Below are 13,777 nucleotides of genomic sequence, written 5' to 3'. Positions count from 1 at the left end.
TCAGCCGACCCTGACGGGGCCCCGGGGGCGCAGCCCCCGGCAGGCCTCGTTGTAGTGGTCGAGGAGTTGCTGGGCCTGCGCGTTCGCCTCGGCGAAGCGGACGCGCGGGTCCACCTCCGTGACCAGGACGTCGTGCATGGCGGTGGTCAGCACGTCCTGGATCGCGGCGAACTCCCCGAGCAGCGCCCCCTGGGCGGCGGGCGTGCCGGCGTTGGCGCCGAGCTGGTCCAGCGCGGTGCGGAAGTGCGGCTTGTCGCGGAACCAGCCCTCCTGCTCCAGCAGGTCGATCGCCCCGCCGGTGACCGGGATGAATCCGGTCTCCCGGTGGCGGTCGGCGGCGATCCTCGGGGAGTTCAGGTACTGCATGAAGGCCAGGGCGCCGTCCTGGGTCGCCTCGTCCAGCCCGGCGGCCAGCCAGAGCGCGTCCCCGCCGATCACGTTGCCCGCGTAGGGCACCCGGTCGTTGTACGGCATCCGGCAGGTCTGCACCGTGAAGCCGCCGTCCCGGCCGGCCTGGGCCATCCGGGCGGCCTCGACCGAGGTGGTGAGGGTGAAGGCGACCTGCCGGTCGGCGAAGGCCCGGAAGTTGCCGTCCCAGTCGACCTCGCTGTTCACCCGGCTGGGGTGGTAGCGGTACAGGCCGGCCCGGTGGAGCCCGCGCCACCACTCGACGTAGGCGAGCATCGCGTCCGAGTCGAGGTACACCCGCTCGGCGCGGCCGGAGCGGCCGTTGTCGTGGTCGGCCAGCAGGGCGCCCTGCTGGGCCACCGACTGCTGGAACCACCAGCCGTGGTTGGGCCAGGTGATGGCGTGGGCCGGCCCGTCCGGGAGGGCGGCGACGGCCCGGCAGGCGGCCTCGATCCCGGCCCAGGTCTGCGGGACCTCGGTGATCCCGGCCCGTTCCAGCAGGGTGGTGTTGGCGTAGAGCAGGGTGGTGGAGGTGAGCGGCGGCATCGCCGCCACCGCGCCGTCGTGGCGGTAGTACTGCCGGGCGGTGGCCGTGACGTCGCCGAGCACGACCGGCTCGCCGAGGATCTCGGTCCGGCCGGCGATCGCCCGCTCGACCGAGGTGAACAGCGGTGAGCCGTCGGGCCGCCGGGCGTCGAGGGCGTCCTGGGTCGAGGTGTAGAAGTACTGGGCGATGGTCGGCGCGCCGTCCTTCAGGGCGGCGTCGGCCACGGCCTGCGGGACGGAGAGCCAGTCCGCGCCGGTGACGTGGATCCGGTACTCGGGGTGGGCGGCGGTGAACGTCTCCGCCAACTCCCTGGTCCGGTCCAGGAAGTAGGGCATGAACGGGTAGAGCGGCACCACGATGTCGATGTCGATTCGCTTGCTCATTTCCGGATTCCTTCCTCGGGCCGGGCGATCCAGATGCTCATGCTCCGGGGGCGGCCGGGCCGGGGCACCTCCGTTCTTGCTGAGTCCGGTAGCCGGTGGAAGACCAAGCGCGCAAGCCGTGAGAAGCGGCCACCGGGGCCGGACTGTCAGGCTCGGTTCGTCCGGTGAACCGCCAGCAAGGAGAGGCGTCTCTGATGGCCGAAGCCCCCGAAACCTCCGCCGGCGAACCACGCGGGACCCGCCCGCTGACCGGTTCCGAATACATCGAGAGTCTTCGCGACGACCGGGAGATCTTCCTCTACGGCGACCGGGTCAAGGACGTCACCGCGCACCCGGCGTTCCACAATCCGGTCCGGATGACGGCCCGGCTCTACGACGCCCTGCACGACCCGCAGTACCAGGAGGTGCTGACCACCCCGACCGACAGCGGCCGGGAGGGTTTCACGCACCGTTTCTTCACCACCCCGCGCAGCGCGGACGACCTGGTCGGTGACCAGCGGGCCATCGCCGCCTGGGCGCGCATGAGTTACGGCTGGATGGGCCGCAGCCCCGACTACAAGGCGTCCTTCCTCGGCACGCTCGGCGCCAACGCGGACTTCTACGAGCCGTTCGCGGACAACGCCCGGCGCTGGTACGCCGATTCGCAGGAGAAGGTGCTGTACTGGAACCACGCGATCGTCCATCCGCCGGTCGACCGCAGCCTGCCGCCGGACCAGGTGGCCGACGTCTTCATCCACGCCGAGAAGGAGACCGACGCCGGCCTGGTGGTGTCCGGTGCGAAGGTGGTCGCGACCGGCTCCGCGCTGACGCACTACAACTTCATCGCGCACCACGGCCTGCCGATCAAGGACCGCACCTTCGCCCTGGTGGCGACCGTGCCGATGAACGCACCCGGGATGAAGCTGATCTGCCGCCCGTCCTACACCGCGACGGCGGCGGCGATGGGCAGCCCCTTCGACTACCCGCTCTCCTCCCGCCTGGACGAGAACGACACCATCCTGGTGCTCGACAAGGTGCTCATCCCGTGGGAGAACGTCTTCATCTACGGGCAGCCGGAGAAGATCCGGATGTTCACCGGTCAGTCCGGGTTCATCGAGCGCTTCACCTTCCACGGCTGCACCCGGCTCGCGGTGAAGCTGGAGTTCATCGCCGGGCTGCTGGCCAAGGCCCTGGACATCACCGGCACCGGCGACTTCCGCGGGGTGCAGAGCCGGCTCGGCGAGGTGCTGGCCTGGCGCAACCTGTTCTGGGGGCTGTCGGACGCGGCCGCCCGCAACCCGGTGGCCTGGCGCAACGGCGCGGTGCTGCCCAACTCCCAGTACGGGCTGGCCTACCGGTGGTTCATGCAGACCGGCTACCCGCGGATCCGGGAGATCGTGCTGCAGGACGTGGCCAGCGGACTGATCTACACCAACTCCAGCGCCAAGGACTTCGACAATCCGGAGATCCGGCCCTACCTGGACCGGTTCCTCCGCGGCTCCGGCGGCGTCGACGCGGTCGAGCGGGTCAAGGTGATGAAGCTGCTCTGGGACGCCGTGGGCAGCGAGTTCGGCGGGCGCCACGAGCTGTACGAGCGCAACTACGCCGGGAACCACGAGAACACCCGGATCGAACTGCTCTTCGCCCAGCTCGCCAACGGCCAGCTGGACTCCTACAAGGGCCTGGTCGACGAGTGCCTGGCGGAGTACGACCTGAACGGGTGGACCGTACCCGACCTCGCCTCCTTCACGGACCTGCGGGATTCCGTCCAAGGACTGCTCGACAGCTGATCCCCGGCGCCGACAACCGGCCGGCAACCGGCCGACGACCAGCCGACTGGCAGCCGACAACCAGCGGTCAACCACATCGATGAGGATCGGAGGGCATGGTGGCTTCCCCTTCCCTTCAGGGGCATTTCACGGAACAGGCGCTCAGGACACCGGACGCGATCGCCGTGTCGTCCGGCGAAGTCCGGCTCAGCTACCGCGAGTTGGACGAGCGGGCGAACCGGCTGGCGCACCGGCTGCGGGAGCTCGGCGTCCGCGAGGAGTCGCCGGTCGCCGTCCTGATGCAGCGCTCCGCCGACCTGGTGGTGGCGGTCCTGGCCGCGCTCAAGGCCGGCGGCTGCTACCTCCCGCTGCACAGCGCCTACCCGCTGCAGCGCAAGCAGTGGATCCTGGAGCACTGCGCGGCGCCGGTGCTGCTGACCGACGAGACGATGCGCCGCGACGGACTGCCGGAAGGCGCCGAGGTGGTCGTCGTCGACGGCGAGAAGGGCCTCACGGACTTCCCCGCGACGGCCCCGGTCCTCGCCGACGACCCGGACCGGCTCGCCTACGTCATCCACACCTCGGGCTCGACCGGGGAGCCCAAGGGCGTCGCGATCGCCCACCGGGACGCGCTCGGCCTGGCCCTGGACTCGATCTGGGCGGACGGCCGGCACGAGCGGGTGCTGATGGTGGCGCCGTACGCCTTCAACGTCTCCACCTACGAGTTCTGGGTGCCGCTGCTGCACGGCGGGCGGATCGTGGTGGCCCCGCCGGGCGACCTGGACGTGCACGCCCTGCGCCGGCTCATCGCCGAGGAGCGGATCACCGGCATCCACCTGACCGCCGGGCTGTTCCGGGTGCTCGCCGAGGAGGACCCGGGCTGCCTCGCCGGGGTCCGCGAGGTGCTCACCGGCGGCGACGTCATCGCGCCCGCGGCCGTCCGGCAGGTGCTCGACCACAACCCCGGCCTGACCGTGCGGGCCATGTACGGCGCGACCGAGGCCACCCTGTTCAGCACCAGCTCGCCGATGACGGCCCCGTACCGGGCGGAGGGCGCGGTGGGCGTCGGCCGGCCGATGGACAACGTCCGGCTGCACGTCCTGGACGCCGGGCTGCGGCCGGTGCCGGCCGGCGGGGTGGGCGAGCTGTACATCGCCGGACGCGGCCTGGCCCGCGGCTACTTCGGCCGGCCCGACCTGACGGCCGAACGCTTCGTGGCCAACCCCTTCGACGGGCCGGGCGAGCGGATGTACCGCACCGGGGACCTGGTCCGGGTCGGCCGGGACGACGGGCTCGAATACCTCGGCCGGGCCAACGACCAGCTCAAGGTGATGGGCTTCCGGGTGGAGCCCGCCGAGGTGGAGGCGGCGCTGGCGCGCTACCCCGGCCTGGCCCATGTCGCCGTCGTGGCACGGGAGTCGGAGTCCGGTGAGCGGCGCCTGGTGGCGTACTACGTCCCGGAGTCCGAGGGCATCGAGGCCGGGGCGCTGCGGGCGCACGCGACGGAGCTGCTGCCCGCGTACATGGTGCCGACGGCCTTCGTGGCCGTGCCGGCCCTGCCGCTGACGCCCAACGGCAAGCTGGACCGGCGGGCGCTGCCCGAGCCGGTGACCGGCTCGACCCGCCGGGCGCCGGCGACGGAGCGCCAGCGGCAGCTGTGCGCGCTCTTCGCCGAGGTGCTCGACGTGCCCGAGGTCGGCGTCGACGACAGCTTCTTCGAGCTGGGCGGGCAGTCCCTCACCGCGATGCGGCTGGTCAGCAGGATCCGGGCGGCGCTGGAGGTCGAGCTGACCGTCACCCAGTTCTTCGACGTCCCGTCGGTGGCGGCCCTGGAGGGCCTGCTGGACCGGCCGGAAGGAGCCCGGGAATGAGCGCGGGAACGACCGCAGGAACACCCGCGGGCACGAGCGCGGGCACGACCAACCCCTTCGACGTCGAGGACGCCGAGTTCCTGGTCCTGGTCGACGCGCAGGGCCGGCACTCGCTCTGGCCGGCCGCCCTCCCGGTGCCGGCGGGCTGGACGACCGCCCACGGCCCGGCCGACCGGGCCGCCTCCCTCACCTACGTGAACGTGCACTGGACCGACCTGGGGCGGCCCGACCGCCTCAGCGGGCGCCCGCCGGGGCAGCCCGACAACTGACGAGGAGTCTGGACATGAGCCTTGACGCGAGTCAGGCGACGACCTTCGGCGACATGATCCTCGACCACATCGCGTGCTACGTGGCCGACCTGGCGGCCGCCACCGACTGGCTGGTCGGCGGCTACGGCTTCGAGGTGTACGCGGCCTCGCCCCCGCAGTCGCGCGAGCTGCGCTCGGTGGCACTGGGCCGCAACGGCATCCGGGTGCTGCTCAGCCAGCCCCTGGTGGGCGACCACCCGGGGGCGGCCTACGTCGAGAAGCACGGCGACGGGGTCGCCGACATCGCGCTGCGCGTCCCGGACGCCGCCGCGGCCTTCGCGACGGCCGTCCGGCGCGGCGCCCGGCCGGTCTCGGCGCCGGTCGCGCACGACGGGCTGGTCACCGCCACCATCATGGGCGTCGGCGACATCGCCCACACCTTCGTGGAGCGCCCCGCCGGGGGCGACGACCGGCTGCTGCCCGGCCTGTCGCCGACCGGCACCGGCCCGACCGAGCCGGACTGCGGCCTGCTGGAGGTCGACCACTTCGCGATCTGCGTCGAGCCGAGCCAGATCGACCCCGCGATCACCTTCTACCGCGAGGTCCTGGACTTCGAGCCGACCTTCACCGAGCACATCGAGGTCGACGGCCAGGTGATGATCACCAAGGTGGTGCAGAGCGGCACGGTGACGCTCACCCTGATCGCCCCGGACCAGTCCAAGGTCAGCGGCCACCTGGACTCCTTCCTGAAGGACCACGGCGGCGCGGGCGTGCAGCACATCGCCTTCACCACGGACGACATCGTGCGCTCGGTCGGCGGCATCGCCGCCCGGGGCGTGGAGTTCCTGGGCACCCCGCAGGCGTACTACCGGCTGCTGCCGAGCCGGCTCACCCCGCTGCGGCACGCGGCGCCGGAGCTGGAGCGGCTGAACATCCTGATCGACGAGGACCACGACGGGCAGCTGTTCCAGATCTTCACCCGCTCCGTGCACCCCCGCAACACCCTGTTCCTGGAGATCATCGAGCGGATGGGCGCCCGCACCTTCGGCAGCGGCAACATCAAGGCGCTGTACGAGGCCGTCGAGCACAACCAGGGCAGGGGTGGCCGCGATGACGTCTGACGTGGACGCCGACGGGCGGTTCCGGGCCGCGGTGGAGCGGCTGCGGGTCCCGGGCATGGGCACCGAGGTGGTGGCGCCGCTGCTCTCCCAGCTGGTCCACCTGCTGCGGCCGCGCCGGGTGCTGGAGGTCGGGATGGGGTACACGACCCCGTTCCTGGCGAAGGCGCTGGCGGAGGCGGAGGAGCTGGCCGAGGCCGAGGCCGCCGCGCTGGTCCGCAAGACCCAGCCGTACCTCGCCAAGGGCTGGGAGCTGGACGAGGCGTGGATCGACAGCGAGCCCGCGCTGCTGCTGCCGGCCGCCTACCACGAGCCGTACCGGCCCCGGTTCGTGGCGATCGACGACCTCTCCGACCCCGACTCCTCGGCGGGCCGGGTGACCGAGGCGCTGACCGGACTCGGCCTCGCCGAGCGCGTCACCGTCGTCAACTCCGACATGCGCGGGGCCGTCGGGCGGCTGCCCGCCGAGTTCCGGCCGATCGACTTCGCCTGGGTGGACGCCTGGGACTGCCTCTACTTCTTCGAGAACTTCTGGGAGTTGATCGACCCGGACGGCGGGATCGTGGTCATGCACTACCTGATGACCTACCCCGAGGGCGAGGCGATCCTGGAGTACATCGCCGACACCCAGCGGCTGAAGCCCGGCGAGTTCGAGGTGCTGAACCTGCTGGAGAGCCGCAAGCTCCGGCAGAACAGCATGACCGTGCTGCGGCGCACCGCCGGCAGCCGGCCCCGGCAGTACTCCGACACCGGCCAACGGCCCCGGCTCGGCGGGCAGGTGCGCGCGGACGCCGTCGCGCTGGCCCGCTCCCTGGAGCGACCCGACGCACCGGACGCACCGGACGCCTCCTGAACCGCATCCGAAACACCTGACGCACCCCGAAACACCCGACGCGTCTGACGCACCCGACGCATCTGACGTACCTGACGCACCGTCAACTACCGGGCCGTCCGGGCAATCTGGAAGATGGCATGCCCACGAGGCCTGGCTAGATTGATGCACATCCACTGCGAGCCTTGCGAACAGAGGGGAACCACCGGCATGAGCACACTCTCCGAGGACCCGGACCTCGTCAAGTTCGTCTACTGGGACAACCTCACCTACGCGCCGCCCGGATCCCGCGCGCCCGAGGAGTGGGACCCCAAGCTCGGGGCCAAGCTCTACGAGAGCTACCTCGACCACTGCGTCGAGGCCGAACGCCTCGGCTACGCCGGACTCAGCGTGCCGGAGCACTTCGGCCCGTCCTCGCTGTCCCCGCACCCGAACGTCATGCTGGCCGCGCTCGCCGCGCGGACGACCCGGGCCCGGCTCGTCTCCGGCGTCAACCTCGCCCTGCTGCACCACCCGCTCCACCTCGCCGAGCAGTTCAACATGATCGACGTGCTCTCCGGCGGCCGGCTGGAGATCGGCCTCGGCCGACGCGGGGACCGTGCCCTCTTCGAGAAGAACGTTGACATCATCGACGGCGCCGTCAACCGGATCGACCACCCGGTCGCGCCGGCCGACCTCACGCCCACCACGTCGGCCTTCCTCCAGGAGGCCGAGGTCGCCAAGGTCACCGTCTGGCCCCGGCCGGTCCAGCCGCAGGTGCCGCTCTGGGTGGCGGCGGAGACCGACGAGTCGCTGGCCACCGCGGCCCGCCGCGGCTGGAACGTCTTCACCGGTCTGAACCTCGACCCGGCCGCGGGCGGCATGTCCAAGATCAGCGTGGAGGAGATGGTCGCCCGCCTGCACCGCTACTTCGAGGTCGGCAAGGAGCACGGCCACGAGCTGTCCATGGCCAACACCGCGGCCAGCTGCTTCACCGTGATCGCCGACACCGACCGCGAGGCCGCCGAGCTGGTGCGCGACGGTTTCATGTCGCACGTTTCCGCCGCCGGCGGCTTCCTGGCCCGGATGGCCGGGGCCGCACCCGACGACAGCCCGCTGGAGCAGCTGGCGAAGGAGGGCGACACCGGCGTGCAGGGCGTGTTCGAGGCGCCCGCGGACTCCTACCTGCGCAACCCCTTCGCCCTGGTCGGATCGGTCGAGACGGTCCGGGCCAAGCTGGACGCCCTGGTGGCCGGCGGCTTCCGGCGCTTCGTGCTGCTCTGCGGCGGGGTCGGCAACGCCCACGAGCTCGGCTGGCAGTCCGCCACCGCGATGGCCCGCGACGTGGCGCCCGAGCTGTTCGCCAAGACGGCCGCCCTCGCCCCGACGGCCGAGTAGCGACGAACGAGCATGACCGACACGACCGTTGACCCGACCGGCCCGGTGGTGATCACGCCCGGGGACCCGAGGTACGAGAACCTCGTCCAGGGCTACAACCACCGCTTCGTCGGACGCCCCGACCAGGTGCGCCTGGTGACCAGTACCGAGGACGTGGTGGCCGCCGTCGACGAGGCGGTGGCGGCCGGCCGGCGGATCGCGGTCCGAAGCGGCGGGCACTGCTTCGAGGACTTCACCGCCTCCCCGGACGTCCAAGTGCTGCTGGACGTCTCCCAGTTGAACCGCATCTCCTACGATCCCGGGCGCCGCGCCATCGAGGTCGGCTCCGGCGCCCTGCTCGGGGACGTCTACCGGACGCTCTTCAAGCGCTGGGGCGTGACGATCCCCGCCGGCACCTGCCTGGACGTCGGTGTCGGCGGGCACATCGCGGCCGGCGGCTACGGCCCCCTCTCGCGCCGTGACGGCCTGGTCGTCGACCACCTCCACGCCGTCGAGGTGGTGGTCGTCGACGAGTCCGGCCGGGCGCGGGCGGTGGTGGCGACCGCCGACCCCGAGGACCCGCACCGCGACCTCTGGTGGGCCCACACCGGCGGCGGCGGCGGCAACTTCGGCGTGGTCACCCGGTACTGGCTGCGCACCCCGGGGGCCGACTCCGCCGACCCGGCCGAGCTGCTGCCCAGGGCCCCGGCCCGGGTGTGGAAGCGGCTGGTGATGTGGCCCTGGGCGGAGATGACCGAGCAGGCCCTGACCACCCTGCTGCGCAACTACTGCACCTGGTACGAGCAGAACGAGGCCGTCTCGCCGGCGGCCGGCCTGTGGAGCAACCTGATCGTCACCCACCGCAACTCCGAGGCCTTCGGCATGGTCGTGGTGATCGACCAGGAAGGGCCGGAGGCCGAGAAGGTGCTGGCCGAGCACTACGAGTCGGTCACCGCCGGGGTCGGCGTGGAGCCGTCGGTGCACACCGTCGAGGTCGTCCCCTGGCTGAGCTCCTGGCTGCCCTCGTACAGCTTCCCGAACGACCCCAAGGGCCGCTACAAGGACAAGGCCGCCTACCTGCGCAAGGGCTTCACCGATCACCAACTCGCGGTGATCTGGCGGTACCTGAGCGACCCGGCGCACAGCAACCCGACGTCCTGCCTGGTGGTCGCCGGCTTCGGCGGGAAGGTCAACACCGTCCCCTCCGACGCCACCGCCACCGCCCAGCGGGACTCGATCCTCAAGGTGCTCTACGGCGGCGGGGTCTGGCAGTCCGCCGACCAGGACGAGGCCTGCATCGCCTGGGTCCGGGAGTTCTACCGCGAGGTGCACGCCGGGACGGGCGGCGTCCCCGTCTGCGACGGGCGCACCGACGGCGCCTACATCGGCTACCCCGACAGCGACCTGGCCGACCCGGCCTGGAACACCTCCGGGGTGCCCTGGTCGGCGCTCTACTACGGCGCCAACTACCCGCGCCTGCAGCAGGTCAAGCACACGTACGACCCCCGGAACGTGTTCCGCCACGCACTGTCGATCCAACCACCTTACGAAAAGCCGGACTTGCTGGAGGATCAGGATGCTTGAGGACAAGGTCGTCGTGGTCTCGGGGGTCGGCCCCGGTCTGGGGCGGTCGATCGCCCTGCGCGCCGCACAGTCCGGGGCGGACGTGGTGCTCGCCGCCCGGACCGAGTCCCGGATCGCGGAGATCGCCCGCGAGGTCGAGGCCACCGGGCGCCGGGCGCTGGCGGTGCCGACCGACATCACCGACGACGAGTCGGCCTCCGCCCTGGTCAAGGCCGCGACGGACGCCTTCGGCCGGGTCGACGCCCTGGTCAACAACGCCTTCGCGGTGCCCCCGCTGGTCGACCTCGGCGAGGTCGACTTCGCGGACGTCCGCGCCGGCTTCGAGACCAACGTCTACGCGGCGCTGCGGCTCACCCGGCTCTTCTCCCCCGCGCTGGCCGAGCACCGGGGATCGGTCGTCATGATCAACTCGGCGGTGATCCGGCACTCCAAGCGGCTGTTCGGCAGCTACAAGATGAGCAAGGCCGCCCTGCTGTCGCTGGCCCAGAGCCTCGCCACCGAGCTCGGCCCGCAGGGGATCCGGGTGAACACCGTGGCCCCCGGCTACATCTGGGCGGACGCGCTGCGCGAGGGCTTCGGCCAGTGGGCGAAGCAGCGCGAGGTCACCGTGCAGGACATCTACGACGAGGTCGCGGCCACCCTCGACCTGGGCCGGCTGCCCGAGCCGGACGAGGTCGCCGACTCCGTGCTGTTCCTGCTCTCCCCGCTCTCCCGGGCCGTCACCGGCCACTGCCTGGACGTCAACGCCGGCGAGTACCACCACTGACCCCACCGAGAGCCACTGGCGCCACTGGCATCACTGGCGCCACTGCCACCACTGGCGCCACTGCCACCACTGGACCGTCCGGACCGAACAGGGAAGTCGAGGAGCAACGGTGACACAGAACACGGAGCCGTCCGGGGCGCTGGCCACCGGACCGGGGCGCGCGAGACCCGCCAAGGCGGCTGCGGCCCGGCCGAGTTGGTGGCAGAGCCCATGGGTGGCGGCACTGGCCGTCCTCGTGGTGTTCAACCTCCTGTACGCCTTCCCCCGCTACCTGACCGGCGGGCCGGGACAGGCCCGGATCCCGCTCGACCCCTCCTTCCCGGCGCACTACGCGGTCCTGGTGGGGCACGTCGTCTTCGGCAACATCTCGCTGGTGACGGTCTTCCTCCAGGCCCTCCCGTGGATCCGCCGCCACTACCCCCGGGTGCACCGGGTGAGCGGCCGGGTGTACATCTTCGCCGGGGCGCTGCCGGGCGGGCTGCTGGCCCTGGTGCTGCTGCCGTACTCCACGGCGCCGAGCGGCCAGATCGGGCTGGCGATGATGGGCGTGCTCTGGCTGCTCACCACCGTGCTCGGGCTCAGGGCCGCTCTGCAGCGCCGGTTCGTCGACCACCGCCGCTGGATGGTCTACAGCTTCGCGATGGCCCTCGGCACCAGCTGGGGCCGGGTGGTGGTCGAGCTGATGGCGCACATCCCGGGCTTCAAGATCGACCTGCCGACCCTGCTCGACGTGGCCAACTGGGCGGGCTGGGTGCTCAATCTGCTGGTCGCCCACTGGTGGCTGGAGCGGACCGGCCCCCGGGCGGCCCACCTGGTGCGCTGACCTCGTCCCACCCCGTCCGCGGCCGGCCGTGAACCCTCACGGCCGGCCGCGCACGTGTGTCCCGGCCCAACTCTGGCCCGCACCGAAGACGGGCGCCGGAACGTCGAGAACGGGCCGTCGGCTCCGACGTCTCCTGTGGAGGCCTCGGGAGACGCCCGGCGGTCACGGTCCAAGGAGTGAGAATCATGAAGTACCTGCTCGTGATGCACATGGACTCGGCGCTGTGGGACGGCCTGTCCGTGGACGAGCAGCAGGAGGTCCACGCGGGCCACGGCGACTTCATGAAGCTCATCAAGGAGTCCGGCGAACTCGTCACCACGCACGCGCTGGCGGTGCCGGAACAGTCCACGACCGTCCGGGTCCGCGACGACACCCCGGTGCGCACCGACGGCCCGTACCTGGCCGGCCCGGCCTTCGTCTGCGGCTTCTACCTGGTCGACGTCGAGACCAGGGAGCGGGCGATCGAGCTGGCCGGGCTGATCCCGGATGCCCGGCACACCGGGGTCGAGGTCCGTCAGGTGATGTTCGACCAGGGCCTGGAGATGTGAACGGCAGCGGCGGGCCGGGCCACCGAGGGCCCGGCCCGCCGCTCCGTGCGGAACCGCTTCGAGCAGGATCAGCAGGTCAGTCGACGATCTCCATCTGGCCCATCATGCCCGCCGAGGAGTGCTCCAGCATGTGGCAGTGGTACATGTAGCGCCCGAGGTAGTCGTCGAAGGTCGCCTGGAGGCGCACGGAGGTGCCGGGCGGGACCGGCACGGTGTCCTTCCGGCCGATGTCGCCGGGCAGCGGCGGCCGGCCGTCCCGGTCGAGCACCCGGAACTCGGTCAGGTGCAGGTGGAACGAGTGCTGGATCGGCCCGTACTTGGTGGCGGTGTCGCCGTTGGTGACCGTCCAGATCTCGGTGGTGCCGCGCCGGATCCGCTGGTCGACCCGGTCCGCGTCGAACGGCAGGCCGTTGACCAGGCCGACCGGCGTGCCGTTCAGGTCGAAGGAGAGCGTCAGCTCGCGGTGGACGGTGGCCGGCGGCAGGTCGGGCAGCGGGCGCAGCGTGCCGGGCAGCCGGCTGCGGTCGCGCTCCCTGCGGTCCACCGTGAAGCAGAGCACCGGCTCGATCCGGTCGTCGCCGGTGAACTGGCCCTGGTTGGTGAGCATCGCCTTGCTGCCGACGGCCAGCCCGGAGAAGTCCACCACCAGGTCCAGCCGTTCGCCGGCGGCGAGCGGGAAGTCCGTCCCGGTGCGGTCGACGGGCGCGGGCAGCAGGCCGCCGTCCGAACCGATCTGGTGGACGGGCAGGGAACCGAAGTTGAGCTTCAGGTACCGCAGGGTGGAGCTGTTCAGCACCCGGAGGCGGTACTTGCGCGCGGCCACCGGGAACCACGGCTTCGAGCGGCCGTTGACCAGGATGACGTTCCGTGCCGCCGGATCCCCGTGCACCAGGCCGCCGTTCGGGTCGAACTGCGCGTCGCGGATGGCGATCGGGACGTCGTACTCGCCGCTCGGCAGGCGCAGCCGGCTCTCGTCCTCGCCCTCGATGAGGTAGAAGCCGTGCATGCCGCGGTAGACGTGCTCGGCCTCCAGGTGGTGGCTGTGGTCGTGGTACCAGAGGGTGGCTCCGGGCTGCCGGTTCGGGTACTCGTAGCGCCGTTCGGCCCCCGGGTCGATGACCTGCATCGGGTGGCCGTCGCTGTCGGCCGGGACGTGGCCGCCGTGCAGGTGCACATTGGCGGTCTCGGGCAGCCTGTTCCGGTAGGTGACCAGGACGCGGCGGCCCTCCCGGGCCCGGATGGTCGGGCCGACGAAGCTGCCGCCGAAGGTCAGGCACGGGGTCCGGACGCCGGCTTGCAGTTCCAGGTCGGCGGGCAGGATGTCGAGCCGGTAGACGTCGGTGTCCTCGGTCCGGGCCACCGGACGCAGGGTCGGTGGCACCGGCATCCGTACGGAGAACGGCCCCTTGGCGCTCCCCCGGCCGGGCTGTCCGGGGGGCTCCGGGTCGCCGAGGGCCAGTGCGCTCACCGGCAGCGCCACGCCGGTGGCGGCGGCGAGGCCCGCGAGGCCCAGAAATCGTCGCCTGTACAGGGTGTCCTCCCCAG

General features: G+C 71.8%; 12 protein-coding genes. 10 read left to right on the top strand and 2 right to left on the bottom strand.

What is annotated here, in order from left to right; genetic code table 11:
- Positions 1-1,338 (bottom strand): extracellular solute-binding protein, encoded by a 1,338-nt coding sequence (locus BX285_RS19350; protein WP_121175943.1) that lies wholly within the window; start codon positions 1,336-1,338, stop codon positions 1-3.
- Between the two features lie 194 nt (positions 1,339-1,532).
- Between BX285_RS19350 and BX285_RS19345 the strand changes: the two genes are divergently transcribed.
- The 10 genes from BX285_RS19345 to BX285_RS19300 all read left to right on the top strand — a co-directional run bounded on the left by BX285_RS19345 (position 1,533) and on the right by BX285_RS19300 (position 12,232).
- Complete coding sequence (locus BX285_RS19345) at positions 1,533-3,107, top strand: 4-hydroxyphenylacetate 3-hydroxylase family protein (RefSeq protein ID WP_097239128.1); 1,575 nt, start codon at positions 1,533-1,535, stop codon at positions 3,105-3,107.
- A gap of 95 nt (positions 3,108-3,202) precedes the next feature.
- Complete coding sequence (locus BX285_RS19340; protein WP_220783919.1) at positions 3,203-4,957, top strand: non-ribosomal peptide synthetase; 1,755 nt, start codon at positions 3,203-3,205, stop codon at positions 4,955-4,957.
- Positions 4,954-5,226, top strand: coding sequence for an MbtH family protein (locus BX285_RS19335; protein ID WP_121175940.1), 273 nt, complete (start codon positions 4,954-4,956; stop codon positions 5,224-5,226). The genes BX285_RS19340 and BX285_RS19335 overlap by 4 nt, the downstream gene beginning before the upstream one ends.
- A 14-nt stretch (positions 5,227-5,240) precedes the next feature.
- Positions 5,241-6,326 carry a 4-hydroxyphenylpyruvate dioxygenase gene (gene hppD, locus BX285_RS19330; protein WP_218893129.1) on the top strand — a complete coding sequence of 362 codons (1,086 nt, stop codon included), beginning with the start codon at positions 5,241-5,243 and terminating at the stop codon, positions 6,324-6,326.
- Positions 6,316-7,176: a class I SAM-dependent methyltransferase gene (locus BX285_RS19325; RefSeq protein ID WP_220783918.1), complete on the top strand. Its 861-nt coding sequence runs from the start codon at positions 6,316-6,318 to the stop codon at positions 7,174-7,176. The genes hppD and BX285_RS19325 overlap by 11 nt, the downstream gene beginning before the upstream one ends.
- A gap of 189 nt (positions 7,177-7,365) precedes the next feature.
- Entirely contained in the window at positions 7,366-8,532 is a 1,167-nt protein-coding gene (locus BX285_RS19320) for an LLM class flavin-dependent oxidoreductase (protein ID WP_097239126.1), read from the top strand.
- Between the two features lie 12 nt (positions 8,533-8,544).
- Positions 8,545-10,095, top strand: a complete 1,551-nt coding sequence (locus tag BX285_RS19315) for an FAD-binding oxidoreductase (protein ID WP_121175938.1) — start codon at positions 8,545-8,547, stop codon at positions 10,093-10,095.
- Positions 10,088-10,861: an SDR family oxidoreductase gene (locus BX285_RS19310; protein WP_121175935.1), complete on the top strand. Its 774-nt coding sequence runs from the start codon at positions 10,088-10,090 to the stop codon at positions 10,859-10,861. Before BX285_RS19315 ends, BX285_RS19310 begins: the two co-directional genes overlap by 8 nt.
- Positions 10,862-10,970: 109 nt before the next feature.
- Entirely contained in the window at positions 10,971-11,684 is a 714-nt protein-coding gene (locus BX285_RS19305; protein ID WP_121175932.1) for a DUF2306 domain-containing protein, read from the top strand.
- A 185-nt stretch (positions 11,685-11,869) separates the two neighbouring features.
- Positions 11,870-12,232: a YciI family protein gene (locus BX285_RS19300; RefSeq protein ID WP_097239122.1), complete on the top strand. Its 363-nt coding sequence runs from the start codon at positions 11,870-11,872 to the stop codon at positions 12,230-12,232.
- 76 nt (positions 12,233-12,308) lie between these two features.
- Here the strand turns inward: BX285_RS19300 and BX285_RS19295 are convergent, their stop codons facing one another.
- The gene (locus tag BX285_RS19295; RefSeq protein WP_259470586.1) at positions 12,309-13,700 is read right to left on the bottom strand and encodes a multicopper oxidase family protein; all 1,392 of its coding nucleotides are present in this window, start codon (positions 13,698-13,700) and stop codon (positions 12,309-12,311) included.
- Between the last annotated feature and the right edge of the window lie 77 nt (positions 13,701-13,777).

The organism is Streptomyces sp. 1114.5 (genome assembly GCF_003635085.1).
Lineage (GTDB): Bacteria > Actinomycetota > Actinomycetes > Streptomycetales > Streptomycetaceae > Kitasatospora.
This window is presented reverse-complemented; position numbering and strand designations above follow the sequence as displayed.